At 63.5% G+C, this 24,115-nt stretch carries 22 protein-coding genes, 1 tRNA gene and 1 pseudogene; 9 read left to right on the plus strand and 15 right to left on the minus strand.

The window, feature by feature from the left end; genetic code table 11:
* Nucleotides 1–6: 6 nt before the first annotated feature.
* On the plus strand, nucleotides 7–1,041 hold the full coding sequence (locus LK12_RS01440; protein ID WP_039278426.1) for a potassium channel family protein: 1,035 nt from the start codon (nucleotides 7–9) through the stop codon (nucleotides 1,039–1,041).
* On the opposite strand, the gene LK12_RS01445 is transcribed toward LK12_RS01440, so the two are convergent.
* A complete protein-coding gene (locus LK12_RS01445) occupies nucleotides 1,033–1,425 on the minus strand; it encodes a DUF1761 domain-containing protein (protein ID WP_039278428.1) in 393 nt (130 codons plus the stop codon). The genes LK12_RS01440 and LK12_RS01445 overlap by 9 nt on opposite strands.
* Before the next feature lie 169 nt (nucleotides 1,426–1,594).
* Here LK12_RS01445 and rimO point away from each other — a divergent pair, with 169 nt between their 5' ends.
* The 4 genes from rimO (at nucleotide 1,595) to LK12_RS01465 (ending at nucleotide 6,181) form a co-directional block, all read left to right on the plus strand.
* On the plus strand, nucleotides 1,595–2,977 hold the full coding sequence (gene rimO, locus LK12_RS01450; protein ID WP_039278430.1) for a 30S ribosomal protein S12 methylthiotransferase RimO: 1,383 nt from the start codon (nucleotides 1,595–1,597) through the stop codon (nucleotides 2,975–2,977).
* A gap of 380 nt (nucleotides 2,978–3,357) precedes the next feature.
* Nucleotides 3,358–4,860 (plus strand): flavin-containing monooxygenase, encoded by a 1,503-nt coding sequence (locus LK12_RS01455; RefSeq protein ID WP_039280057.1) that lies wholly within the window; start codon nucleotides 3,358–3,360, stop codon nucleotides 4,858–4,860.
* A 9-nt stretch (nucleotides 4,861–4,869) separates the two neighbouring features.
* Entirely contained in the window at nucleotides 4,870–5,631 is a 762-nt protein-coding gene (locus LK12_RS01460; protein ID WP_039278432.1) for a competence/damage-inducible protein A, read from the plus strand.
* A gap of 22 nt (nucleotides 5,632–5,653) precedes the next feature.
* On the plus strand, nucleotides 5,654–6,181 hold the full coding sequence (locus tag LK12_RS01465) for a hypothetical protein (RefSeq protein ID WP_052223166.1): 528 nt from the start codon (nucleotides 5,654–5,656) through the stop codon (nucleotides 6,179–6,181).
* A gap of 23 nt (nucleotides 6,182–6,204) precedes the next feature.
* Here LK12_RS01465 and LK12_RS01470 read toward each other — a convergent pair whose 3' ends face one another.
* Together LK12_RS01470 and LK12_RS01475 are read right to left on the minus strand one after the other, a co-directional pair.
* Complete coding sequence (locus LK12_RS01470) at nucleotides 6,205–7,053, minus strand: TauD/TfdA dioxygenase family protein (RefSeq protein WP_039278435.1); 849 nt, start codon at nucleotides 7,051–7,053, stop codon at nucleotides 6,205–6,207.
* 213 nt (nucleotides 7,054–7,266) lie between these two features.
* Nucleotides 7,267–7,599, minus strand: a complete 333-nt coding sequence (locus LK12_RS01475) for a UrcA family protein (protein ID WP_052223076.1) — start codon at nucleotides 7,597–7,599, stop codon at nucleotides 7,267–7,269.
* 397 nt (nucleotides 7,600–7,996) lie between these two features.
* Here LK12_RS01475 and LK12_RS01480 point away from each other — a divergent pair, with 397 nt between their 5' ends.
* Nucleotides 7,997–10,189, plus strand: coding sequence for a winged helix-turn-helix domain-containing protein (locus tag LK12_RS01480; protein ID WP_156135348.1), 2,193 nt, complete (start codon nucleotides 7,997–7,999; stop codon nucleotides 10,187–10,189).
* Between the two features lie 81 nt (nucleotides 10,190–10,270).
* Here LK12_RS01480 and LK12_RS01485 read toward each other — a convergent pair whose 3' ends face one another.
* The 8 genes from LK12_RS01485 to LK12_RS01520 all read right to left on the minus strand — a co-directional run bounded on the left by LK12_RS01485 (nucleotide 10,271) and on the right by LK12_RS01520 (nucleotide 17,799).
* Nucleotides 10,271–12,349 carry a TonB-dependent receptor gene (locus tag LK12_RS01485; RefSeq protein ID WP_039278440.1) on the minus strand — a complete coding sequence of 693 codons (2,079 nt, stop codon included), beginning with the start codon at nucleotides 12,347–12,349 and terminating at the stop codon, nucleotides 10,271–10,273.
* A 250-nt stretch (nucleotides 12,350–12,599) separates the two neighbouring features.
* The gene (rplA, locus tag LK12_RS01490) at nucleotides 12,600–13,301 is read right to left on the minus strand and encodes a 50S ribosomal protein L1 (RefSeq protein ID WP_039278443.1); all 702 of its coding nucleotides are present in this window, start codon (nucleotides 13,299–13,301) and stop codon (nucleotides 12,600–12,602) included.
* Between the two features lie 4 nt (nucleotides 13,302–13,305).
* Nucleotides 13,306–13,737, minus strand: a complete 432-nt coding sequence (gene rplK, locus LK12_RS01495; RefSeq protein WP_039278447.1) for a 50S ribosomal protein L11 — start codon at nucleotides 13,735–13,737, stop codon at nucleotides 13,306–13,308.
* 196 nt (nucleotides 13,738–13,933) lie between these two features.
* Nucleotides 13,934–15,019 (minus strand): acyltransferase family protein, encoded by a 1,086-nt coding sequence (locus LK12_RS01500; RefSeq protein WP_052223077.1) that lies wholly within the window; start codon nucleotides 15,017–15,019, stop codon nucleotides 13,934–13,936.
* Nucleotides 15,020–15,105: 86 nt separating this feature from the next.
* Nucleotides 15,106–15,642, minus strand: a complete 537-nt coding sequence (nusG, locus tag LK12_RS01505; protein ID WP_039278450.1) for a transcription termination/antitermination protein NusG — start codon at nucleotides 15,640–15,642, stop codon at nucleotides 15,106–15,108.
* Nucleotides 15,643–15,673: 31 nt separating this feature from the next.
* Nucleotides 15,674–15,868 (minus strand): preprotein translocase subunit SecE, encoded by a 195-nt coding sequence (gene secE / locus LK12_RS01510; RefSeq protein WP_039278453.1) that lies wholly within the window; start codon nucleotides 15,866–15,868, stop codon nucleotides 15,674–15,676.
* A 132-nt stretch (nucleotides 15,869–16,000) separates the two neighbouring features.
* Complete coding sequence (locus LK12_RS01515; protein WP_039278455.1) at nucleotides 16,001–17,542, minus strand: hypothetical protein; 1,542 nt, start codon at nucleotides 17,540–17,542, stop codon at nucleotides 16,001–16,003.
* Nucleotides 17,543–17,723: 181 nt separating this feature from the next.
* A tRNA-Trp gene (locus tag LK12_RS01520) sits at nucleotides 17,724–17,799 on the minus strand.
* Between the two features lie 134 nt (nucleotides 17,800–17,933).
* Here LK12_RS01520 and aat point away from each other — a divergent pair.
* Nucleotides 17,934–18,503: pseudogene (aat, locus tag LK12_RS25060) on the plus strand (leucyl/phenylalanyl-tRNA--protein transferase); the annotation flags it as partial.
* A gap of 44 nt (nucleotides 18,504–18,547) precedes the next feature.
* On the opposite strand, the gene LK12_RS01525 reads toward aat, so the two are convergent.
* Nucleotides 18,548–19,147, minus strand: coding sequence for a DUF2155 domain-containing protein (locus LK12_RS01525; protein ID WP_052223167.1), 600 nt, complete (start codon nucleotides 19,145–19,147; stop codon nucleotides 18,548–18,550).
* A gap of 11 nt (nucleotides 19,148–19,158) precedes the next feature.
* Nucleotides 19,159–19,560 (minus strand): NADH:ubiquinone oxidoreductase subunit NDUFA12, encoded by a 402-nt coding sequence (locus LK12_RS01530; protein WP_039278460.1) that lies wholly within the window; start codon nucleotides 19,558–19,560, stop codon nucleotides 19,159–19,161.
* A 107-nt stretch (nucleotides 19,561–19,667) separates the two neighbouring features.
* On the opposite strand from LK12_RS01530, the gene LK12_RS01535 reads away from it, so the two are divergent.
* Nucleotides 19,668–21,113 (plus strand): MFS transporter, encoded by a 1,446-nt coding sequence (locus LK12_RS01535; protein WP_039278462.1) that lies wholly within the window; start codon nucleotides 19,668–19,670, stop codon nucleotides 21,111–21,113.
* 6 nt (nucleotides 21,114–21,119) lie between these two features.
* Here LK12_RS01535 and LK12_RS01540 read toward each other — a convergent pair whose 3' ends face one another.
* Together LK12_RS01540 and LK12_RS01545 are read right to left on the minus strand one after the other, a co-directional pair.
* A complete protein-coding gene (locus LK12_RS01540; RefSeq protein WP_052223078.1) occupies nucleotides 21,120–21,608 on the minus strand; it encodes a DUF192 domain-containing protein in 489 nt (162 codons plus the stop codon).
* The gene (locus LK12_RS01545; protein WP_039278466.1) at nucleotides 21,609–22,154 is read right to left on the minus strand and encodes a regulatory protein RecX; all 546 of its coding nucleotides are present in this window, start codon (nucleotides 22,152–22,154) and stop codon (nucleotides 21,609–21,611) included.
* Between the two features lie 148 nt (nucleotides 22,155–22,302).
* On the opposite strand from LK12_RS01545, the gene LK12_RS01550 reads away from it, so the two are divergent.
* Complete coding sequence (locus LK12_RS01550; RefSeq protein WP_039278468.1) at nucleotides 22,303–24,063, plus strand: fatty acyl-AMP ligase; 1,761 nt, start codon at nucleotides 22,303–22,305, stop codon at nucleotides 24,061–24,063.
* The last annotated feature ends 52 nt before the right edge of the window (nucleotides 24,064–24,115 follow it).

Here is a 24,115-nt window from a genome sequence, read left to right on the forward strand (position 1 = left end):
TTCCCGATGTCGAGAAAGCGGCCACCGCCTTCCCTTTTCAAGCCGCTGCGCCGCGCTCTTTCGGTGCCCGTGTGGGCCGATGTGGCGCTCCGCCTGGGTGCGGCTCTCGCGCTCGTATTCATCGTCGTCATGGTCCACTGGATGGACCGGGACGGGCTCAACGACACTCACGACGGCGTCGTCAGCTTCCTCGACGTCGTCTATTTCACGATGATCTCGATCACCACCACGGGCTTCGGCGATATCGCGCCGGTCAGCGACCAGTCGCGGCTCGTCGAGGCGGTTATCGTCACGCCGATCCGACTGGCGGTGATCTACCTTTTCGTCGGCACCGCCTACAACTTCATCATCAAGCGCAGTTGGGAGACCTGGCGAATGAAGCGTATCCAGGAACACCTCTCGGATCACATCGTGGTCCTCGGCTATGGCGTCAGCGGCTCCGAATCGGTCGCCGAACTCATTGCACGGGGAACCGATCCGTCGTGCATCGTGGTGATCGACCCCAGCCCCCAGCGCCTTGCCCTTGCCGAGCAGGCGGGGTGCAACGTCATGGAGGGCGACGCCACGCGCGATGACACGCTGCAGGCAGTGCGGATCCAGGCCGCGCGCACCGTGCTCGTATCGGCAGGCCGCGACGACACCACGATCCTCATCATTCTGACCGCCCGCCATGTCGCTCCAAACGTACCCATTACCGCGGTGGTGCGCGCGGACGACAACGAGTTGCTGGCGCGGCAGGCCGGGGCGAACAACGTCATCAATCCAGTGCGCTTTACCGGGCTGCTGCTCGCCGGTTCGGCAGAAGGGCAGCATATTTCCGAATACCTGGCCGACCTCGCCTCCGTGACGGGGCGCGTTCAGCTCATCGAGCGCAACGTCCTGCCGGAAGAGGTGGGAAGGCCTCTCGAACAGATCGGCACGGGAAAGGGGCTTAGGATATATCGCAGCGGCCGCGAGATCGGCTTCTGGGAGCCGGACGCACACGTGTTGCAGGAAGGCGACGTGATCGTGGAGATCGCCGCCAGCCTTCCGTCAGGCTAGGGCCCAGAACACGAGGCCCATCGCAAGATAGGCGACGAGCCAGAACGCACAATCGATAATCCGCCGCATCGGCTCGGTGCGGTTGCGCAAGTGCGTAAGCCAGACCGCCGGGATCACGAAGGCAATGGCGATGCCCCCGGTCTGCATGAAATAGAGCCAGGGTTTGACAGCCAGCGTCTCGGCACCGATCCGCGCAAAATTGTGGCCCAGCATGATTGCGCTCAACAGGAACACCGCGCCGACCAGGGCGTAGTTCCCACCCCGCTCCGAATTGCCGGGAAGCAACTGCCGTCCAGTCCGGAAGAGTGGCCCGTTCCATACCAGTCCGACCGCCAGAGCGAGTGCCGCGGCCAGGAATACGGCCAGCCAGTTTACAGGACCCATTGCTTCTCCCCTTTATGTCTCTTCCTGTTGCGCGGCCCCACGGGGCTTGTCCAATGCCGACGGCAGCGCTTGCGCATGCTCTCGACGACGCTGCTTTTCGTGGTCGATGCGCTCTGTTCGCGTTTTTCGTGACTCTCGAGCTCTTTCAGCGTATCGGGCGCGCCATCCCATGGCCATAGAAATTCCCTCCCCGCCCAAGGTCGGCATGGTCAGCCTCGGCTGCCCCAAGGCGCTTGTCGACTCCGAACGCATCCTCACCCGCCTGCGTGCGGACGGCTACAGCATGAGCCCGGACTATGCCGGCGCCGATGTCGTGCTCGTCAATACCTGCGGCTTTCTCGATTCCGCCAAGGAAGAAAGCCTTGCCGCCATCGGCGAAGCGATGGCCGAGAACGGCCGCGTCATCGTGACCGGCTGCATGGGCAACGAAGCCGACGCGATCCGCGCCAAGTTTCCGCAGGTCCTCGCCGTCACCGGTGCCCACCAGTACGAAGCCGTCGTGGAAGCCGTGCATGATGCCGCTCCGCCAGACCTCAGCCCCTACGTGGATCTGATTCCACAGGCCTACGATGAAGCCGGGGTGAAGCTGACTCCGCGTCACTACAGCTATCTGAAGATTTCGGAGGGATGCAACCACGCATGCTCGTTCTGCATAATCCCATCGCTACGCGGAAAGCTGGCGAGCCGCCGGATCGACGCCGTCCTGCGCGAGGCGGAAAAGCTGGTTCAGGCAGGCACCCGCGAACTGCTCGTTATCAGCCAGGACACCTCGGCCTACGGCGTCGACGTGAAGCACGAGGAGCGCATGTGGAAGGATCATCCGGTCCGCACCCACATGACCGATCTGGCGCGCGAACTCGGCCAGTTGACCGATGCGCAGGGCCGCCGCCCTTGGGTGCGGCTGCACTACGTCTACCCCTACCCGCATGTCGATGCGGTGATCCCGCTGATGGCCGAAGGGCTGCTGACGCCGTACCTGGATATTCCCTTCCAGCACGCCGCGCCATCGGTGCTGAAGTCCATGAAGCGACCGGCCAACGAAGCCAAGGTGCTCGAGCGGCTCCGCAATTGGCGCGAGATCTGCCCCGATATTGCCATCCGGTCCAGCTTCGTGGTCGGCTTTCCCGGCGAGACCGAAGCGGACTTCCAGTATCTGCTCGACTGGCTGGACGAAGCGCAACTCGATCGCGTCGGAGCATTCCGCTTCGAACCGGTCGACGGTGCCGCCGCCAATGATCTGCCAGGTGCCGTACCGGAAGAGATCAAGGAAGAGCGCTACGCCCGGATCATGGAAAGGACCGCCGCGATCAGCGCCGCGAAGCTGGCTGCGAAAGTTGGCCGCACTCTGCCCGTAATCATCGACGAAGTCGGCGAACCGGACGAGGAAGGCGACATCGGCGCAACCGGCCGCTCACAGGCGGATGCTCCGGAAATCGACGGAAACGTCTTTCTTCGGGAGGTCGGTGGCGATCTGCAAGTCGGTGATATTGTTGATGTTATCATCGAAGACGCGGACGAGCACGACCTCTTCGGCGTAATCTCGGCGCGGTAGTCGCTATCGGAGCTACGATATATAGTTGCAAATCATGCAACTGCAGCAAAGGTTTTCTCATTTGCGCGAACCGGAGCCCATGAGCATATCGGAAGGGCCTTTCAGGCATCCTCTCCCAAAAAACTTCCATAGGGCTGGTCCTCGGACCGGCCCTTTTTTTTCGTCATGCCGCTGGCGACACAGGGCCAGGTGTTCGTGCGCTTCAAAGTTGCACGTTTTGCAACTTGTTTGAACCTTTTCGCATTTGCAGCATGGGTGGCGATCGAGCATAAGGATCGGGCCTTTCAGGCATCCTCTCCCAAAAAACTTCCATGGGCTGGTCCTCGGACCGGCCCTTTCTTTTTTCATGCTTTGCCGGGAGCCTGCGCTATGACGCCTGTGTGCAAAGTCAGGACGAGCCTCCTCTAGACCTCCTTATCATCGGGGCCGGCATTTCCGGCATCGGCATGGCCGCGCATCTCGTTCGCCGATTGCCGGGAAAGCGGTTCGCCATTCTTGAACGTCGCGAACGGCTTGGCGGCACCTGGGACCTGTTCCGATACCCGGGTGTCCGGTCTGACAGCGACATGTACACGCTGGGCTTCGAGTTCGCGCCTTGGACCGGAGACCGTGCTGTCGCCAGAGGCGAGGAGATCCTGAGCTATCTACATGACGTCGCGCGCGATCACGGAGTGCTCGATGCGATCCGCTATCGCCGCACGGTTCGCCGTGCCGATTGGGACAGTACCTCCCGGCTGTGGACGGTCCGAGCGGACACCCCGGACGGACCGCAAGACTATCGTGCCCGCTTCGTCTTTGCCGGCTCGGGGTACTACGACTACGACACTCCGCATGACCCGGCGATCCCTGGAATCGCCCAGTTCCGCGGCGAGATGCTGCATCCGCAATTCTGGCCGCAGGACTTCGATCCCTCCGGAAAGCGCATTGCAGTCGTCGGCTCGGGAGCTACCGCGGTCACCCTCGTGCCCGCCCTCGCGGAGGCCGGCGCGCGGGTCACGATGGTCCAGCGCACGCCGAGTTGGTATTATGCCGAACCGGGCCGTGACCGGCTGGCTCTGCTCCTACGCCGATTCCTGCCGTCGCGTTGGGCCTACGCCCTGATCAGGCTGCGCAACAACCTTCTGCAATACTGGCTCTTCAGGCAATCGCGCCGCAATCCGCAGGATGTATCGCAGTATCTGCTGAATCGCGTGAAGAAGGAGATGGGACCGAAGTTTGCCGACCGGGACTTCGCGCCACCCTATGGCCCATGGGAACAGCGCCTTTGCTTCGTGCCCGATGGCGACCTTTTCACTGCCCTTCGTGAAGGCCATGCCCGCATCGTCACCGGTACCATCGACAGTGTCACCGACGGCGGTCTGCACATGGACGACGGGGAATTCGTCGAGGCCGATGTCATCGTGACGGCAACCGGTCTGAAGCTGGCCACGCTGGGCAAGATGACGGTTTCGCTGGACGGTACGCCGGTCGATTTCAGCCAGCACTGGTATTATCGCAACTGCATGTTTTCGAACGTGCCGAACTTCGCGGCGCTGTTCGGTTACCTCAACGCCGCCTGGACGGCCCGCGTCGATACCGTGGCGACATGGTTGTGCCGGTTGCTGGCCCAGATGGACACCTGGGACGCAGACACCGTCACGCCTCACCTTCCGGCGGATCACGGGCTGACGGAGGCGGATCCGCTCGACGGCTTCAGTTCCGGCTACCTCAATCGCGGACGCGGCCTTATCCCAAAAAGCGCCGCCGACGGCCCATGGCGGCTGAGCCATGATTGGCTGGGGGATCGCCGGGCCCTCAGGGAGGCCCCGATCGATGACGGAAACCTGCGTTTTGGCAGGACACCCCGTCGCGAACCTCTGGCCCCGGCGGCGCAATTGCCCTAGCGAGTCGCCATGGCCAGTGCTCCGCGAATCTATTCTGCCGCCCTTGTCGTGATCGGCGACGAAATTCTCTCCGGCCGCACCCACGACAAGAATATCGCCCAGGTCGCGACCTGGCTCCAGGTCCAGGGCATCCGCCTCAAGGAAGTACGGGTCGTCGCAGACGAGGTGGACGCGATCGTCGAAGCCGTGAACACGCTGCGCGCCCGCAACGATTATCTCTTCACCACCGGCGGCATCGGCCCCACGCATGACGACATCACGGTCGATGCTATCGCCGAAGCGCTCGGCGTGCCGGTGATCGTCCATCCGGAAGCACGGGCCATCCTCGAAGGGTATTACGATACCCGTGGTGGGTTGAGCGATGCCCGCCTGCGCATGGCGCGTACGCCGGAGGGCGCAACGCTGATCCCGAACCGCTATACCGGAGCCCCCGGTATCCGCTGCGAGAACGTATTCATCATGGCTGGCGTGCCCAGCATCACGGCCGGTATGCTCGATGCGCTTTCAGGTCAGCTGGAAGGCGGAGCCCCGCTGCTTTCGGAGACGATCGGATGCTGGGTCGGCGAAAGCGAGGTGGCGGACCTGCTGCGCGAAACCGAGAAGGAGTTCGATACCTGCCAGATCGGCTCCTATCCGTTCTGGGCCGAGGGCAAGACCGGCGCGAACTTCGTGATCCGATCGGTGAATGCCGCGGACCTGGCCGCATGCACCCGGGCGCTTGTGCGCGGGCTCGAAGCGCTAAACAAGCCTGCGATCGCCGGGGGTATCTGATTTGCTCGTGCCGATCGTAGCGATGGCAGCCCCCGCAATGGAACACCCCGCCCAACCGACCATAGAGGCCTTCGAGGCCGTGCTGCGGCGCCACGACAGTGCCACGCTCGCGCTTGAGGAGTGGTGCAATACGCGCGGCTTTGCCGATCCGGCGCAGGTCACCGCCCATGGCAGCAAGGCGCGCGTGGGAGAACCGCCCGCTGCAGTCGTCTCGCATCTGGAACTGCGCGAAGGCGAGTCCGTTGCCATGCGCAACGTCAAGCTGACATGCGGGCAGACCGTGCTGTCGGTTGCATGGAACTGGTATGTGCCCGCACGCCTTACGCCGGAAATGAACGCGGCCCTCGATGCCAGCGACGCCCCGTTCGGCAAGGTCGTCGCGCCTCTGGGCTTTCGCCGGCAGCCTCTTGAAAACGTGCGCGGCCAGGCGGAGGGTTGCCCCGAAGGCACAATTTCCACGCACCGCGCAGTGCTGATTCTGCCCGACGGTCGTCCGCTGGCCTACCTCATCGAGTGCTATACGGCCGCAAACCTAGCCGACAGCCTCTAGACGAAGCCGCCGGCAGGTCGGAATCAGGCGGCAACCGCCTCAGCGCCGGCGATCGAAGTGCGGTGCATCATGCGGCCGGTCGACTTGTCGTAGGGGATTGCCCGGTGCATCGCGCCGGTGTTGTCCCAGATCACGAAATCGCCCTTCTTCCATTTATGGCGCAGCGAGTAGGCCGGCTGGGCAGCCCATTCCTGCAAGCGCATCAGCATTGCGCGGCCGGCAGGAATATCCATGCCGACGATGTGGTCGGCGGTCGTGCCGATGACCATCGACTTGCGTCCGTCGTCGTGCGTCCAGACAAGCGGATGTTCCTTGACGAGACCGATACCCAGCACGCGCTCGCGGTGCTTTTCGGGAATCGCATCGGCAATCGGAGAGAGACTGGCCCTGACCGAGTGCACTGCCTTGAGACCCTCCAGCGCCTGCTTCTCGTCCTCGGGCAGGCCGGCGTAGGCGGCGTAGGTGCTGGCGAACTCCGTCTCGCCGCCCTTGTCCGGCGCGATGCGGCAGGAAAGCAGCGTCGCGAAGGGCGGCGGCATGTCCACCGTGATGCCGTCCATATGCCAGAAGAAAGTGCCCAGCACGTATTCGGGCTGCGGATTGATCTTCTCGTCCAGAGTGACCTGGTAGACGTCCTCGTCGTTAGACTGGACATTCGTGGTGTTGGTCAGCCGCATCTTCGGGCCGATCGCATTAGTAATCGCCAGTTGTTCCTCGTCGGTGAGGTTCAGTTCTGGAAACACCAGCACGGTGCGCTCGGCCACCTTCTCGCGAATCGCCTTTGCAGCTTCGGGCGCAAAGAGGTCGCTGCGGTCATCCCACGAGACCCGCGAACCGATATGTTCCTTAATGTTTTCAAAGTGGATAGCCATGACAGGCGCTTTCTCCCAGAGGCATGCTGAACAGGTGTACAGCATGTCGATACATGGGAATCGTTCGCAGGTAAACGGGGAACGCAAGCGCCGGCGCGGATAGGTGATCACAGGAAACCGGGCAGGCACGCCACAAGGACGGGCGGCACGTGGCCGCCCGCAAGATCCGGATGGTGAGACCATCCGAGGGACACACCTGCCTGGGACGATCGGCTATTGCCCGCGCACCGCGATGCGCTTCGCACTGGCGTCGTTGCGATGGGCGAGCGCGAATTCCCGCTGATCTTTCGCCGAGGCCCACGCCTCGTCCTTGCAGCGGCGCATATCGCGCACCTGGCCGAGGTCGCGGATGTTCACCTGGCCGCAGACAGCCGCAACAGCGCGATGCAACCGGTAGTCGAGCGCTGCCACGCCCTGATCGCTATTCAGGTTCAGGTCACCATACTCCACCGTGTAGGTGGCCTCTTCGCGCATTTGTGCCTGCGCAGGGACGCACGTGGTGAACGCGGCCACTGCCGAAACCATTGTAATTGCAAGCTTGTTCATGATCCGTCCTCCGAATAGGTCCTGAGATCCGCAGTTGCGGAAGTACGGTCCGCAAGTGCTGTCGAATTCCGAACTTCGGCGACCTCGTGTTTCGAATCGGAACGATGGACATGATCCGCCATCGCGGCCCAAAGCGTCACCAAGGCGGACTGATTTGAACCTTATGAAATGCTTATGATCTTCTGATCTTTGATAGATTGTTTGTTAATTCTCTTAGGAAACGACATCTCCTGACTTATGCTGCCGCAAAAGGGGAGAGACGTTGACTTGGGATTCGATCGACACGGCTCCTGACAAAACCGCCGATCCACAAGGCCCATGCCGTGGAGCGATCGATCTTGCCCATGCCAGCGCATTCGAACTCGGCAACCTCCATGTAGAACCGGCCCTGAGGCGCATGTCCGGGCCGCTTGGAACGCAGTCGGTCGAACCCAAGGTCATGCAGGTTTTCCTGGCATTTGCACAGCAACCAGGCACGATCCTGTCGCGTGACGACCTGATGGCCACGTGCTGGAACGGCCGGATCGTGGGCGATGCATCGATAAACCGGATCCTGTCCCTTCTGCGCGCGACACTGCGCGAAGTGGCAGGCGAGGTCCCCTGGATCGAAACCATCCCCAAGGTCGGCTACCGGCTGCTGACGACGGGGGAAGACGCCGAGGACGAAACACAGGCGCCTGCGACAGTGAACGAAATGCCGGAATCGTCCTCGCGCCTCTCCGGCAAGGATAGGCCTTTCCCCGCATGGACGAGATCGTTGTTCGCCGCCGCAGTGTTGGCGGTCGCGGCCGTTACCCTCACCGCGTGGCTGGCGCGGGGGCGCGATGCCGCGAACACGGATACACTGCTCATCGCCCCCATGACCGAACGCAGCGACGGCTTCTTTGCACGCGGCTTCGAAGAGGAGATGCGCAGGGAACTTGCGCACTGCACCGGCATTCGGATCATCGGAAATCGCGGCATGGAAGATCCTAAGGATAATACATCCTCCTTGCTCGAGCTCGGACGCCGGCTTGGCGCCGGCTTCGTGATGCGCGGCCAACTCGTTCGTACGGGCTCGCGTATCTACCTGGACGGCAGCGTGACCAATGCGGCCTCCGGCGAGCAGGTCTGGAAGGCGCGCGTTGCCACCTCGCAATCGCTCGTCGACGACCTGCCCCGGCGGGTTGCCAATGAAATATGTTCTGCATTGGGAGGCGGCGCGCCACCTGCCCCGGCAGGAAAGCGGCAGGGGATCGATAAATCCACCTACTCGCTCTACCTGAGCGCGCTCGGCATGATCCGCAGCCGGGATCCTGACCGCATGGAAGATGCCCGGCATGTCCTTCAAACGATCGTCGCTCGGCAACAGACCTTCTCAGAAGGATGGAGCGCACTTGCCAAGGCGGAATTCCTCTTGGCGTCCTGCAACGCGGTCGACGATGATCGCAAGATGCGACTGGAGGCTGCGGAACATGCCCGGCACGCGATCACCCTCGATGCCGGCAATGCCGAAGCCCACGCGGTTCTGGGCTCCCTCGACAGGACCCCGCAGCTGCGGCTGCAACACCTGCGAAGGGCGACCGAGCTGGCCCCCGACAACGCGGAAGCATGGCTGTGGCTCGCCAACGAGCTGTCCCAACAGGGCCGGTTCAAGCAAGGGCTCGACGCGATCATTCAGTCACACAACGTGGACCCGACATGGAGACGCTCGGCGCAGGCGTCGACTGCCGCGGATTCCCTGGGCATGATCGACCTTGCCGATCGTATCGACCAGGAAACGATCCAGGCGTCCACCGACCCGGCCCAGCAGAACATGGCGCAAGCATGGATGGCCTTGCGGCATGGGAATTGGACGGGTTTTGTTCGGGCCGCCGATCAGGCGGCGATCGACGGGACGCAAGGGGAGATGTTCGAGCGCAATCGATACAGCCTTGTTGCCCGGGCCTACCTCGGCCTCCTGCCTCGTCCCAAGGCCCCGCCGGCATCGCCCGCCGGGATGACCCGCTATATTCTCGCGGGCCAAGCGCCAACACGCGAGGATCTAAAGCGGTCGGGAATATCACCGAGCGAATTCTGGTGTTATTACCTCGGCATCGGCATCACCCCGATAATCTACCTGAACGAACGCCGAGGCGCGGAAATGCTGTCGCTTTGGCGGAACACCTTCGCCACGCCGCAGGAATTTCGGGACAAGGCACATGCATGCAACGGCGACCCGCTCATTTTCGTCCACATGGCACCATACCTGATGCTCGCATCGCGCGAAATGCAGGATCCGCTCTTTGCGAACCTCGTGCAGACGGAAGCGGTCAAGATCGTCTCCTCCACCCAGAACCAGACGCACGTTCCGGCAGGCTTCCTTGTCGATCAGGCCCGCTTGGCAGCCGTGTCCGGAGACAGGAAAACGGCAATAGAGAAACTGGAGAGCGGCATACGCCAGGGCTGGCCGCAAGTGGACATGATAACGCAGGCCCCGTTCATTGGAACTCTGTTCGACGACCCGGCCTTCTCGGCCATTGCAAACGATCCGCGCTTCCGGGGCCTGGCATTGAAACTCGCCACCGATCGGGAGCGCGCACGCGCAAGCCTGAGCGCGCCTCTGCAGTAGCGATAGACATCCGCTCTGTTTCGCGGTGACGCCCACCGCAGGAAAGGCAGAGCCATTCCTGCGGTGGGCTGCCCCTTTGGGTCAGAATTTCACCCGGGCCGTGAAGCGCGCGTTGATCGGCGCGCCCGGGGTGATGTTGTTGTTGTTGTGCGCGGCGGCGAAATAGGTCTCGTCGAGAGCATTCTCGACATTGATCTGCAGCTCCAACGCTTCGTTCACGGTGTAGAACATGGCCGCGTCGATCCGGGTGAAGCCCGGGAGGCGCGTGGTTGTCGCGGAGGTACGGTTGGCCGCGAACTGGCTCGACTGGTGGACAATGCCCAGCCCGACGCCGACGGAGCGGTTGAAATCGTACCTGTTCCACAGCGCGAACTGGTGTTCGGGCACCTGGCCGAGGCGGACGAAATCGTTCCCGCGCAGCTTGGCGTCCTGATACGTGTATCCACCACTTACCTGCCAACCGGGCAGCACCTGACCGGCCAGTGCAAGCTCGACGCCGCGGGTGCGGGTCTTGCCGGCGACGATGCTCGTTGCCGGATCGGCCGGGTTGGGGGTGGTGGCATTGGTCTGGTCGAGTTGGAACGCGGCCACCGTCAGATTGAGATCCGGGCGAATGTTCCACTTCGCGCCGACCTCGTAATTGGTGAACTTTTCCGGCGCCAAATCCTCGTCGCTGGTCGACAGGGACAGGAACTGGTCGCCCGACCGCGGCTGGAACGACTGGCTGTAGCTGCCGTAGATGGAAATGTTTTCCCGCGGCTTCACGATCAGGCCGACGCGTGGCGACCACTTCTCGTCGGTGCGGCCAAAGACGCGATTGTTGTCCTGGAAGTCGGTGCCGTTGATCTCGAAGCGATCATAGCGAATGCCGACGACGAGATCGACATGGTCGCCGAAGCTGATCTGGTCTTGCGCATAGGCGGAAAGGAACTCGACGTTCGAGGCGCGATTGCGGCTCAGCGCGGGGAACGTCACCGTCGGGTAGACGATGTTCGAAAGGTCGAGCGTGTCGCTCGACAACTCCGCGTTGCGCCGCTGGTTGGTCGAGTCCTGATCGCCGTATTCGAGGCCCAGCAGGATCTGGTTGGCGATACCGCCTAGATTGACGTCGGCGACCAGGTTGGTCTGGGCAATGAAGTTCTCGCGCGTGGTCGGATCGGTGTAGCCACGAAGGGACACGGTGCCGTCCACCGCCGTTGCCGCGCTGTTGGCATAGACGTTGGTGTAGTACTTGTCGTAGTCGCCATAAAGGACGGTGGTCGACCAGTTCAGGCGCTCGGTCAGTTCACCGTCGAGACGAGCCTTGACGATGTGAGCCTCGATCCCGGTCCGGTTGACGCCGGGCACGCCGAAGAACGTGTCGCGATGCCCCGGCAGCGGCCCCGGTGTGCAGGGCTGGGCACAGGCCAGCGCGGGAACGCCGCGGTCGGTGACCCGGTCGTCATGGACGTATTCGTAGGAAAGGCCGGCCTTCCACCCCGGCGCGAATTCGAACGCGACGTAGGGATTCACCGCGTAGCGATCGCCTTCGTAGAAGTCCCGGTTGCTGTCGAGTTCCTCGTAGAATGCATTGAGCCGGAATGCGGCGCCTTCTGCGACCGGCATGTTGACGTCGGTGGATGCGGTCCAGGCGCCGAACGTGTTGATGCTGGCCTCGCCGGCCACGAACATGCGCTCCGCCGATGGAGTCTTCTGGACACGGTTGACGATGCCGCCGCCACCGCCGCGGCCGAAGATCAGGGCATAGGGCCCCTTCAGCACCTCGACGCGCTGGATATTGTAGAGATTGCGGAAATACTGGACGTCGTCGCGCACCCCATCAAGGAAGAAGTCTGCAGTCGTGTTCTGGCCGCGAAGCGTGATCTGGTCGCGGTTGCCTTCGCCCTGCCCGATGGTGACCCCGGGCACATAGCGCAGCACATCGGCGAGGCTGCGGTGCGCCTGATCCTCGATCTGCTCGCGAGTGACGGCATTGATCGTCTGCGGAACGTCGATCAGCGGCGTGTCGGTCTTCGTGGCCGTCGCCGAGTCGATCGTGACGTACCCCTCAGACTCGCCGGTCACCAGGATGGTGGGCTCATTCTCGCCCGCCGCTTCGTCGGCGAGCGCGGTTCCCGGAAGCGCGAGCGCCGCAGCCGTCATCAATAGCTTGTGTTTCATGAATCCCCCTCATCTGCCTAATTTTCGATGCGGGGCCGCGCTTAACGCTATTGCAAATGCCTTGCAATAGTGAAACATTTTGTTACAATCGGAACTCGCCTCCGCAGCAATTTCGCGATGCAAGGCCGGCTTCGAAACAGCCGACTCCCCGGTCGGTCAGCGGATTCCGCCAGGCGCCGCCAAGGACAAAAGAAAAGGGCCGGAAGGTTTCCCTTCCGGCCTCTTTCTTGTTCGCTCGGTGCTCTGAAAATCAGGCGCCGGCGACTTCCGTCGTATCGATCTTCAGGCCGGGGCCCATCGACGAGGACAGCGCGATCTTCTTCACGTACTTGCCCTTGGCGCCCGACGGCTTGGCCTTGACGATGGCATCGACGAACGCGTCGAAGTTCTTCTTCAGATCGTCGTCCGAGAACGACATCTTGCCGATGCCGGCGTGGATGATGCCCTGCTTCTCGACGCGGAACTCGATCTGGCCGCCCTTGGCGTCCTTCACGGCCTGTTCCACGTTCGGGGTGACAGTGCCCAGCTTGGGGTTCGGCATCAGGCCCTTGGGACCCAGCAGCTTACCGAGACGGCCAACGACGCCCATCATGTCCGGGGTGGCAATGACGCGGTCGTAGTCGAGGTTGCCGGCCTGCATGTCTTCCATGAGGTCCTCGGCACCCACCTTGTCGGCACCAGCCGCGGTTGCGGCTTCGGCCTTGTCGCCCTTGGCGAACACGGCGACGCGAACCGTCTTGCCGGTACCGGCCGGGAGCGAAACCATGCCGCGGACCATCTGGTCGGCGTGGCGCGGATCGACGCCCAGGTTCATCGCGACTTCAACGGTCTCATCGAACTTGGTGGTCTTGAGGTCACGCAGGGTCTGAAGCGCTTCGCCAACGGCGTAGAGCTTCATGTTGTCGCCCAGCTTCTCGTTCAGCGACTTCTGCTTCTTGGTCAGCTTTGCCATGTGATCAGCCCTCCGTCACTTCGAGGCCCATCGCACGGGCCGAACCTTCGATGATCTTGGTCGCAGCCTCGATATCGTTGGCGTTGAGATCCTTCATCTTCATCTCGGCAATTTCGCTCAGCTTCGAGCGAGCGATCTTGCCGGCCGACACCTTGCCGGGCTCCTTCGAGCCGGACTTGAGGTTGGCGGCCTTCTTGATGAGGAACGAAGCCGGGGGCGTCTTGGTGACGAACGTGAAGCTGCGATCCGCATAGACCGTGATGATGGTCGGGATCGGCATGCCCTTTTCCATCTCCTGCGTGGCGGCATTGAACGCCTTGCAGAATTCCATGATGTTCACACCGCGCTGACCCAGGGCGGGGCCGATCGGCGGCGAGGGGTTGGCGGCGCCGGCAGGCACCTGCAGCTTGATGTAGCCTTCAATTTTCTTGGCCACGAGAGGCCTCCTTTCACACTATCGCTCCTGCGCACGAACATGGTCCGAGGCAAAAGCTCATGTTAAGCGGTCGAACAGACGCCTGAGCGCCCTCCCGCACGAGAATCGCTTCGGCCCCGGGAAATCCGCAGGCCGCCGCGAAGTGGGCGCCCCTAACCGAATTCGGAACAAAAGGAAAGAGGCGTATTCGGATCTGTCAGGCGGGGCTGGCCGGGTGAGCCTTAACGGCTCCCCGATGCCGGGCCCATGCATCGCGGATCATCCGGCGCGAAGGCACCTCGATCACTCGATAGCTGATGTCCGCCACCGCCAGGACGGCCAACGCGAAAGCGGCGGTCACCGCCCAGACGGTGCCGATCCCGCCGCCCAACGGCCCCCACCAACGCTCGACCAGTTCCAGCATCGGAAAGTGCACGAGATAGATGGCATAGCTGCGATCGCCAAGCCAGCGCATCGGCGCACTCCCCATCCACTGTACACGGCTTGCCAGCAGCAGCAGCGAGGGCCAGGCATAGAGGGCAAGGGGCAGCAGCGAGCTTCGCTGCCCCATGTCGAGGGCGAGCCCGAACACGAACAGGCAGGCGAGCATCATTTTCGGTGCATCGGCGAGTCGGTGGCGCAAGTGCCAGATCATCTGCCCCAGGAAGAACCCGAGCAGGCCGCGCGGCAGGCCGTCGCCCACCCATGGGCCGCCCGGCCGCCCCGCCAGCACGAAGTGCGCGATGGATCCGAAAATGGCGATCAGCGTTACCCAGCGCAGCGTCCGTCGGCCACCGACGGCAGCAAGCGCGAAGAGGACATAGCAGACAGCCTCGATGGATATCGACCAGCTGGGTCCGTTGAACGTCTGCGCCACCGGCTGAACGAAGGCCTGGAGCATGAACAGATGCGCCAGGAAGGCTAAGCCGGTGTTGGCGGGATCGGCGAAAAAGAACACCGCGCAGAACAGCAGGGTCAACAGGTGCAGCGGATAGAGGCGAGCCACGCGGGCGACCGCGAAGCTGGCGAGCCGATCGCGTGAGAGCGCTCCGTCCTGAAGATAGACGTGCGCGAATATGTAGCCGGAAATCAGGAAAAACAGGTCGACCAGCGTCCAGCCCCAGGTCTGGAACCAGAGCAAGGGACGCGGCGCACCGGCCAGCGCTTCGGAGGTAAAGAGCGACTGGGGATGATAGAGAAAGGCCAAACCACAAGCGGCGAGCCCACGCAGGCCGTCAAGCTGCGGCAACCGCGTGCATGCACCCGTGCCAACCGGCAGTGCGTCTGTATCCGTCCCCGACATGACAGGACAGGTAGGCAGACATGGTAATTATCAGGTTAATTCGCCCCGGCCTGCGCCCGATCGGCGCGTGCCGGAACGAGAAAGGATCACTTGCTGAGTTCGACGTGCTCGAAATCGAGTTCCACCGGCGTCGCGCGACCGAAGATCGACACCGAAACCTTGACGCGGTTCTTGTCGAAATCGAGTTCCTCGACCACGCCGTTGAAGCTGGCGAACGGACCGTCGAGAACCTTGACCGAATCGCCGATCTCGTAGTCGATGCTGACCTGCTGGCGCGGTGCGGCAGCGGCGGCTTCGGCGGCGCCGAAATAACGCGCGGCCTCGGATTCGCTGATCGCCTGCGGCTTGCCGCTGGCACCGAGGAACCCGGTCACCTTCGGCGTGTTCTTCACAAGGTGGTATATGTCGTCGTTCAGCGTCAGCTTGGCGAGCACGTAGCCGGGCATGGTCTTGCGGTCGACCTGGACCTTCTTGCCGCGTTTCACTTCGGTCACGGTTTCCGAGGGCACCTGGATGTCCTCGACGAGCTGCGAGAGCCCCATCCGTTCAGCTTCGGCGAGGATCGCTTCCTTCACCTTGTTCTCGAAGCCGGAATAGGCGTGGATGATGTACCAGCGGGCCATGATTCTCTCTATCTAGTCGGTTTTCAGGCGATCACAGCAGCGACAGCAGCGAGCTGACGACCCAGCCGAAGAGCGCGTCGATACCCAGGAAGAAGGTGGCGAGCAGCACCGTCATGATGCCCACGAAGATCGCCGTCGTCACCGTCTCCTGGCGCGAGGGCCAGTAGATCTTGCGTCCTTCCGACTGGACCTGACGCATGAATTCGCCGGGATTGATCTTGGCCATGTCAGTTGCCTTCGTATCTCTTGCCTGATGCCTGAGCAAAAATTCTCGTCGCTTCCGGCTAGGGGCCATCGCCGCCCCGGTCGGGACCGGGAGGGGCAGATTGCTGTTCCTATGTCGGAAGGAATTGGGGACTTAGCTTCCGTCTGCCGGATTTGCAAGGTCCACCGCGTCCGGCATGCGCGCCAGGAACGAATTGGGTGTGCTGTAGATGATATGGGCCCCGTCGGGCACCGCCACCGGATGCACGTCGCCGATGAACCAAAGGTAGTCCGCGTGGCGCGCCGGCTTGAACTTCCTGAGGTCGATGCGCTGGTTGGGCGAAAAGAGAATGCGCTGGGTGGGATCGTTGAAACGATACCTGGTCTCGCGCATGGCCAGCATATGCACATCGGGCAGAGCGAAGTTGGAATTCTCCATGGCGCTGCGCCGGACCACGGCATAGCTGCCGAAGTGCTCGAACGGACCGAAGCGCCACTGCATCCGCGGAATGGCAACGGCCGTGGCGACCTTGGCGCCTTCGGGCACGTGATCGAGTGCGCCGATCATCTGCTTGGCGGTCTGGGCATCGTGATACCAGACCATCGTCGTCACGGCGGTCCGCGACGTGAACAAAAGGCCCGCGAGAGCCAGTCCCCAGCGCGAAACCGGCCAGTCGATCGCCAGACATGCGACCAGCAGCGCAGCGGTGCTGAGTCGGTAATCGGCATAGTCGCCGCCGAAGATCTGGCGCGGCACGATCAACGTCAGGATGAACAGCAACAGCGCAGCCCAGCCGGCGCGGCCGTCGATCCGTTTGGTGAACAGCGCGAAGGCCAGGACCGCCAGAACCAGGCACAGGCTGGCAATGTCGAACACCTGATCGTAGCTACGCATCGCCTTGTAGAGGATGGCCCACTTGTATTCGAGCACGCCCCAGCGCCCGTAGGACACCTGCGAATTGGCTCCCATCCCCGCGAGCATCGGCACCAGCGGGAAGATCAGCGGCCAGGGCTTTGCGAACGGGCGCCAATCGCGCCAGTCGCGGCGCTTGGTCCATTCGTATCCGAACACCAGCACGCCCATGATTCCCCAACCGGATACATGGCATAGCCACACGGCAAACGAGATCGGAACGAAGACGATGTGCCGCCAGGCCGAGCCCTCCATGCGCACCCACAACGCGAAGGCGAACAGCGCCATCGCCAGCGAAAGCGAATAGTTGAGAAAGCCCATCAGCAGCGACGGCGACCAGATCATCGCGAAAGCCAGGATCGCGCCCACGCCGATATTCTTGCGCAGGCTCCAGGCCACCGCCATGATCGAAAGGCCGGTGAGGAACGGGATCATGGCGACGATCAGCCGCCCGGCCTGCTCCAGCCCGAAGATCGGCGCGAGCGGCACCATCAGCAGCTCCGCACCGAGATTGCCGGTCCATTCCCAGTCGAACAGGAAGTAATAGGTGAGCCACGGATCGGATCCGTGATCGAGCAGAACCTTGTATCCCGCAAGGTGCGAAGGATAGTCGGTCATCTGCGGCGCCCAGGCCACGACTGCGGGAAGCGAGGCCAGGAAGGAAAGCGCCAGCCCCAGCCAGAAGGCGGCATCGCGCTTCCTGCGATAGACGACGTCGCCTGCGTCGGTGCTTTCGTTCGCGCTGGCTCCCTCGCTCGCCTCAGGCTTCGCCGTTCCGTGCATGTGCGACTGTATCTTTCCCCGCAACGTCGACACCCGAGCGGGCCGTTCTCAAGAAACGACTCGCCGGAAACGCCGCCGTCCTAAATGCCCCCGTCCCGTAGGCAAAGCCCAAGCAGGCTATACGCGATCACGCCTCGTCGCAAATTCCACGTGGCTTGCTGTACGGGCTTTCGGGGAAGGCTGGCAGGAGTGGCAGGATTCGAACCCGCGGCCCTCGGTTTTGGAGACCGATGCTCTACCAACTGAGCTACACTCCTGCAGGCGCCGGGAGCCTCTAGAGGCAGACGGGGAGGATTACAAGGGCGGATTGCGCGCCCGTGAACGCACGAAGATTTCCCTTCATGCCGGGATACGATATTCGCAGCCCGCCCCTTTTGCTATGATGCCGCCGATGCATGCCCCCCGCGCCGCCGACCTGATCGAACCCGACCTGCTCCTGCTGGCTTACCGGAGCGGGATTTTTCCCATGGCGGACAGCCGCGACGACCCGGAGATTTTCTGGGTCGAGCCGCGCCTGAGAGCAATCCTGCCTCTGGACAAGTTTCACCTCTCGCGATCGCTGGCCCGCACGTTGCGACGGGAGCGCTTCACAGTGACGTGCAACTCCGCGTTTTCGGCCGTGATGGATGCCTGCGCTGCCCCGCGCGAACCTGCCGGCGAGGAGGATGACGGTCGAAGCTGGATCAGCCATCGCATCCAGGCCAGCTATGAACACCTGCACGAGCTGGGCCACGCCCATTCTGTCGAGTGCTGGCAGAACGGTCCGGACGGCAGCAGGCAACTCGTCGGGGGGCTCTATGGCGTGGGATTTGATGGCGTCTTCTGCGGCGAAAGCATGTTCAGTCTGGTCCGCGATGCATCCAAGGTCGCCCTGGCCTGGCTGGTCGCCGCCATGCGACGCGCCCATGCGAGCCTGCTCGATTGCCAGTTCATCACGCCGCACCTCGCCTCGCTCGGCGCCGTCGAGATCAGCCAGAAGCGCTACATCACGCTGCTGAACTCGGCTCAGTCGGCGCCGGCACCGCTTGGGGGCGGAGACGTGCTTGAGCTGCCCGAAGCGTTTGCCGCGCTTCGCGAGGATGCAGCTGGCGCGGGACCGGCGTCCACGCCCGGGAAGTTCATCGCGCAATCCTTGACCCAGACATCGTAGACCGGGTGTTCCACGACGTTGAGGCCGGGTGAGTTCTTGAAAAGCCAGCCCGAAAAGACCTTGTGCCAGGCCAGCTTTTCCTTCGCCGTCGCGCGCTCCTCCACGAAGACCTGCACGAAAGCGCCTTCTTCCTCGGGATGCTCCCAGGGCAGCGTCTTTTCGCAGGTCGCCACTTTCACGACGAGATTGCCGAGACGCTTCGAATCGCCCGGCTTCATCACTAGGTCCTGGGTGAGATTGTTGCGCTTGTTGAGCACGCCGAGGGTGACGACGCGGTCCTTGTTCGGTGTCCCGAGTCGCTGGCCCTTTTCGGCCTGTGCCGGGCCGGCCTGCATCCCGGCGATGGCGTCGGGCACCGCGGTTTCCTCGGCGTCGGGGCCGGGCTCACCGCCCCCACATGCCGCAAGCAGCGACAGCGAAGCGATCAGCGCAAGACTGGCGGAGGCCCGCTTCACGAGCAAAATCTTCAGGCGTCCGGCGACCAGGCTTCGTAGTCCCCCGTCGCCGCTGCCCGGCGTCCACCGCGCTCGAGCGCGCCCTGCGGACGGTAGGCGGCCATCGTGCCGGTCGCATTGGGCGTATAGTCGACTTCCCAGATGCGCGGCGGCGGCAGATGGCTTTCGGGAACCTCGTCATAGGAGTGGTGCAGCCATCCGTGCCATTCGGACGGCACGTTGCTGGCATCGTTGGAACCGGCGTAGATCACCCAGCGCTTCTCGTAGCCCTCGGGCGTTTTCGCCTTCTTCGCCCGATAGTACTTGTTGCCCTGCGCGTCGGTGCCGACATGCTCGCCGTGGCGTGCGCTCCAGATCGAGGTGCCGATGGTGGCGCCGTCCCACCAGGTGAAGATCTTGCCGAGGATTCCCATGAGCCGCGCGTTACCTTTCCCCCTGCGCCAAGGCAAGCGTGTTGAGCCCAGCCGCGACGTGGCGCCCGCATTTGCGCCTCCGCCGGGCTGCGGATAGGCTATCGGCGATGAATCATGAGCCGCATCCCGCGCGGATCGTCGAGACCGACGTCCCCGCGCGCCTCGATCGTCTGCCCTGGGCGGGCTTTCACTGGCTCGTTGTCGTCGCTCTGGGAATCACCTGGATCCTCGACGGGCTGGAAGTCACGCTGGCCGGGTCCGTGGCCCCCGCCCTGCGCGAAAGCCCGACCTTGCAGTTTACCGCCAGCGACGTCGGCCTGGCCAACAGCGCCTATCTGGCAGGCGCCGTGCTGGGCGCATTGTTCTTCGGCTGGCTGACGGACCGGATGGGACGCAAGAAGCTCTTCACCGTAACCCTGCTGCTCTATCTCTCGGCGACTGCCGGCACGGCCTTTACGTGGGACCTGCCGAGCTTCGCGCTGATGCGGTTTCTCACAGGCGCCGGGATCGGCGGCGAATACAGCGCCATCAATTCGGCGATCCAGGAACTCATTCCCGCCCGGCACCGGGGCTGGACCGATCTTGTCATCAACGGCAGCTACTGGATCGGCGCCGCGGTAGCCGGCAGCGTCGCCGTCATCGTGCTGGATCCGGAAGTGCTGCACGTGGACCTGGGCTGGCGCTTCGCGTTCATGTTCGGCGCAGTGACCGGCCTGGCCATCATCTTCCTGCGCCGCCACCTGCCCGAAAGCCCGCGTTGGCTGATCACCCACGGCCATGCCGACAAGGCAGAGGCCATCGTCGGCGATATCGAACACCGGGTCTCGGCGAGCGGGCACGAGCTCGATCCGGTCGACCAGAAGGTACGCCTCAGGGCCCGCCGCTTCACGCCGCTGCGCGAAGTCTTCACCACACTCCTGCACACCTACCCGCACCGTGCCGCGCTGGGCCTGCTGCTGATGGCCTCGCAGGCGTTCCTCTACAACGCCATCTTCTTCACCTACGCCCTGATGCTCAGCGATTTCTACGGCGTGCCCTCTGCGGACGTCGGCTGGTACGTGCTTCCCTTCGCCGCCGGCAACGTGCTCGGCCCGCTCATTCTCGGGCGGCTGTTCGACACCGTTGGCCGGCGCCAGATGATCGGGATGACCTATGGCGTCTCCGGCCTGCTTCTCGCGGCGACGGGAATGCTGTTTGCCGCCGACATGCTGGATGCGACGACCCAGACCCTGTGCTGGAGCCTTACCTTCTTCTTTGCCTCGGCCGCAGCCTCTTCGGCCTATCTCACCGTCGCCGAGAGCTTCCCCCTGGAAATCCGCGCCCTCGCGATCGCGGTGTTCTATGCACTGGGCACGGGCATAGGCGGGGTCCTTGCCCCCTGGGTCTTCGGTCTGCTCATCGAGAGCGGATCGCGCCTGCAAGTGCTGGGCGGCTATGTCTTCGCCGCCGCCCTGATGATCCTGGCTGCGGCAGCGGCGTGGCGCTTCGGCATGGACAGCGCCCGCAAGCCGCTTGAGCACGTGGCCCGCCCGCTGTCCTGGCACGACGACTGAGGCGTCCTACCACTCCACCTTGTCACCGGGCTTGATGCCCAGTTCGGCGGCGCGTCCCCCATTGAGTTCCAGAACCCCGGCCGCGACGCCCGTGGAGGGCAGCGGCGTCTCGTCATAGGGCACGGCATTGGCGGCGATATTGAGTATCCGGTGATCGGTGCCGATAAAGATGATGTCCAGCGGGATCACCGTGTTGCGCATCCAGAAGGCGGCACGGCGCGGCGGGTCCTCGGGGAAGATCATGCCTTCATCGGAGCCCATCTCGGTGCGGAACATCAGGCCCTTGGCCTGTTCGGCCTCGGTCCTGGCGACCTCGACCTGGAAAGTGTGGGCCTTGCCGTCGGAGGTGACGGTCAGCGGCACGACCGGCAAGCCCGATACCGGATGCACGGCGGTCTGCTGCGTGGCCGCACTGGCAGCTGCTTCGGGGCCGCCTTGCGAACAGGCAGCCAGGGACAGCAGAAAAACGGCGGCAATAGGTATGGTCAGGCGCACTCATTCATCTCCGCAAGCCGACTCGGCCCACTCCTCGGCCTCGTCGGGATCGGTGGCATCGACGATCCTGCGGGCAATGTCGAGCGGGTGACCGGCCCGCAGCATCGCGGCGAGCTGCTTTTCCCGTACAGGCCTGTCGATCGGCTGCACCGCGTACGGCCCGAACCGCCGCCGCCTTGCCATGACGAGCGCTGCGCGCCGCTGCTCGGCTTCGGGCGGACGCATGTCCTCGCGCACATCCTCCTCGATGCCCGCGTGTCCCAGCGCTTCGGCCACGCGCCGCGTCCCATAGCCGCGCCGCAGCAAGCTGCCCGCCTTCATCCGCGCCCAGGCTTCGTCGTCCACGTAGCCCAGCTCGGCATAGCGGTTCACCAGGTTCTCGATCGGCGGCGGGCCCTCGTCCTCCCAGCCCCGTTCGCGCACCTTGCGCTGGAGATAACCGCGCAACTTCGCTTGCGTCGTCGCAAAGCGCGCGACATAGGCGAGCGCCAGCTCTTCCAGACGGGCGGACGTAAGGGGACGGGGATTGCGACGCTTGACGGACATCTTGCCCTATTCGTGCCACACTCGGCTCAGATTGGGGAGTGCGCGTGGTGGCAAGCGGGAGAAGTCAGCTATCTCCGGTTCAGAAAGTACCGGCTAGAAGCGCGGCTCTTTGCAGAATTAAATGTATAACAACAACGGGTTAGACGACATGGCCGACACCATCAGCATGGTGCCGAATTTGAATCAGGCACTTGCAGCGACGCCGAACGACGACGCCCTGCCGCGTCGACTGGCGGATTTCGACACCTTTTGCGACGCGCTCGATTACGCGGCGAAGGGCAAGCGCGGCTTCAATTTCCACGATCCGCGCGGCACGCTGAAGCAGGTTTATCCTTTCAGCCAATTGCGTGAAGATTCCATTACCGTCGCCTATGCCCTCGTGGCCCGCGGCGTGAAACCGGGCGACCGCGTCGCCCTGATCGCGGAAACCGGGCCGGATTTTGCCGCTCTGTTCTGTGGCGCCGTCTATGCCGGTGCCTGGCCCGTGCCGCTGCCGCTGCCAACCAGCTTCGGCGGCAAGGACAACTACATCGAGCAGCTCGCCGTCCAGCTTTCCAGCGCCGACCCGACGATGCTCGTGGGGCCGGACGAGATTTCCACCCTGACCTCGGCGGCCGCCGAGCGCCAGGGCTGCGGCCATGCCACCTGGGCGGACTTCGCTGCCAAGGACGCGGCGCCATGCGAGCTGCCGAGCCCCAGCCCGGACGACATCTGCTACCTGCAGTACTCCAGCGGCTCGACCCGTTTCCCGCACGGTGTGGCGGTTACGCATCGTTCGCTGATGTCGAACCTTGCCGCGCACAGCCATGGCATGCAGGTGACCGAAGGCGACCGCTGTATCTCCTGGCTGCCCTGGTACCATGACATGGGCCTGGTCGGCTGTTTCCTCTCGCTGATCGCGAACCAGGTCTCGGGCGACTACCTCAAGACCGAGGACTTCGCCCGCCGCCCGCTGGCATGGCTGGACCTGATCACCCGCAACCAGGGCACCTCGATCTCGTATTCTCCGACTTTCGGCTACGACATTTGCGCCCGCCGCATCTCCACGCAGACCGCGGTTTCCGAGCGCTTCGACCTGTCCCGCTGGCGGCTCGCCGGCAACGGCGCCGACATGATCCGTCCGGACGTCATGCAGAACTTCGTCAACGCCTTTGCCGATGCCGGCTTCAAGGCATCCGCGTTCCTGCCCAGTTACGGCCTCGCGGAAGCGACTCTCGCGGTCACCATCATGCCCCCGGGCGAAGGCATCTGCGTCGAACTGGTCGAGGAAGAGCGCCTGTCCGGCAGCCCACGCGACCTTTCGCGCCCGGCGCGCTACCGCGCCATCGTCAATTGCGGAAAGCCGGTGAAGGACATGGAAGTCGTGATCCGCGGCGAAAAGGGCCAGTCGCTGGCCGACCACAAGATCGGCAAGGTCTGGTGCCGCGGCACCAGCGTCATGCACTCCTACTTCCGCGATCCCGAAGCGACCGCGGAATGCATGGTCGACGGCTGGCTGGACACCGGCGACATGGGCTACATGGCCGATGGCTACCTGTTCATCGTCGGCCGCGCCAAGGACATGATCATCATCAACGGCAAGAACCACTGGCCGCAGGACATCGAGTGGGCCGTTGAGCAGCTTCCCGGCTTCAACCACGGCGACATCGCCGCATTCTCGGTGGAGACCGAAAACGGTGAGGAAGCCCCCGCCGTGCTGGTCCACTGCCGCGTTTCCGATCCGGACAAGCGCCTCGAACTGCGCGAGCAGATCCGCGACAAGGTCCGCTCGATCACCGGCATGAACTGCGTGGTCGAACTGGTCCCGCCCAAGAGCCTGCCGCGCACCAGTTCGGGCAAGCTCAGCCGCGCCAAGGCCAAGAAGCTGTACCTCTCGGGCGAGATCGAGCCCTTCAAGCTCGCCGCCTGAGCGGCATCAAGAGGTGACGAAAGGCGGGCTGGAAAGCGCAGGCTTTCCGGCC

Source organism: Novosphingobium malaysiense (assembly GCF_000802225.1).
In the GTDB taxonomy this organism is placed as follows: Bacteria; Pseudomonadota; Alphaproteobacteria; order Sphingomonadales; family Sphingomonadaceae; genus Novosphingobium; species Novosphingobium malaysiense.

Bases quoted from the DNA above. Each gene is read 5' to 3' on its own strand.
- LK12_RS01440 (WP_039278426.1), top strand. From the start codon at position 7: ATGTCGAGAAAGCGGCCACCGCCTTCCCTTTTCAAGCCGCTGCGCCGC.
- LK12_RS01445 (WP_039278428.1), bottom strand. From the start codon at position 1,425: ATGGGTCCTGTAAACTGGCTGGCCGTATTCCTGGCCGCGGCACTCGCT.
- rimO (WP_039278430.1), top strand. From the start codon at position 1,595: ATGGCCATAGAAATTCCCTCCCCGCCCAAGGTCGGCATGGTCAGCCTC.
- LK12_RS01460 (WP_039278432.1), top strand. From the start codon at position 4,870: ATGGCCAGTGCTCCGCGAATCTATTCTGCCGCCCTTGTCGTGATCGGC.
- LK12_RS01465 (WP_052223166.1), top strand. From the start codon at position 5,654: ATGGCAGCCCCCGCAATGGAACACCCCGCCCAACCGACCATAGAGGCC.
- LK12_RS01470 (WP_039278435.1), bottom strand. From the start codon at position 7,053: ATGGCTATCCACTTTGAAAACATTAAGGAACATATCGGTTCGCGGGTC.
- LK12_RS01475 (WP_052223076.1), bottom strand. From the start codon at position 7,599: ATGAACAAGCTTGCAATTACAATGGTTTCGGCAGTGGCCGCGTTCACC.
- LK12_RS01480 (WP_156135348.1), top strand. From the start codon at position 7,997: ATGTCCGGGCCGCTTGGAACGCAGTCGGTCGAACCCAAGGTCATGCAG.
- LK12_RS01485 (WP_039278440.1), bottom strand. From the start codon at position 12,349: ATGAAACACAAGCTATTGATGACGGCTGCGGCGCTCGCGCTTCCGGGA.
- rplA (WP_039278443.1), bottom strand. From the start codon at position 13,301: ATGGCAAAGCTGACCAAGAAGCAGAAGTCGCTGAACGAGAAGCTGGGC.
- LK12_RS01500 (WP_052223077.1), bottom strand. From the start codon at position 15,019: ATGTCGGGGACGGATACAGACGCACTGCCGGTTGGCACGGGTGCATGC.
- nusG (WP_039278450.1), bottom strand. From the start codon at position 15,642: ATGGCCCGCTGGTACATCATCCACGCCTATTCCGGCTTCGAGAACAAG.
- secE (WP_039278453.1), bottom strand. From the start codon at position 15,868: ATGGCCAAGATCAATCCCGGCGAATTCATGCGTCAGGTCCAGTCGGAA.
- LK12_RS01515 (WP_039278455.1), bottom strand. From the start codon at position 17,542: ATGCACGGAACGGCGAAGCCTGAGGCGAGCGAGGGAGCCAGCGCGAAC.
- LK12_RS01530 (WP_039278460.1), bottom strand. From the start codon at position 19,560: ATGGGAATCCTCGGCAAGATCTTCACCTGGTGGGACGGCGCCACCATC.
- LK12_RS01535 (WP_039278462.1), top strand. From the start codon at position 19,668: ATGAATCATGAGCCGCATCCCGCGCGGATCGTCGAGACCGACGTCCCC.
- LK12_RS01545 (WP_039278466.1), bottom strand. From the start codon at position 22,154: ATGTCCGTCAAGCGTCGCAATCCCCGTCCCCTTACGTCCGCCCGTCTG.
- LK12_RS01550 (WP_039278468.1), top strand. From the start codon at position 22,303: ATGGCCGACACCATCAGCATGGTGCCGAATTTGAATCAGGCACTTGCA.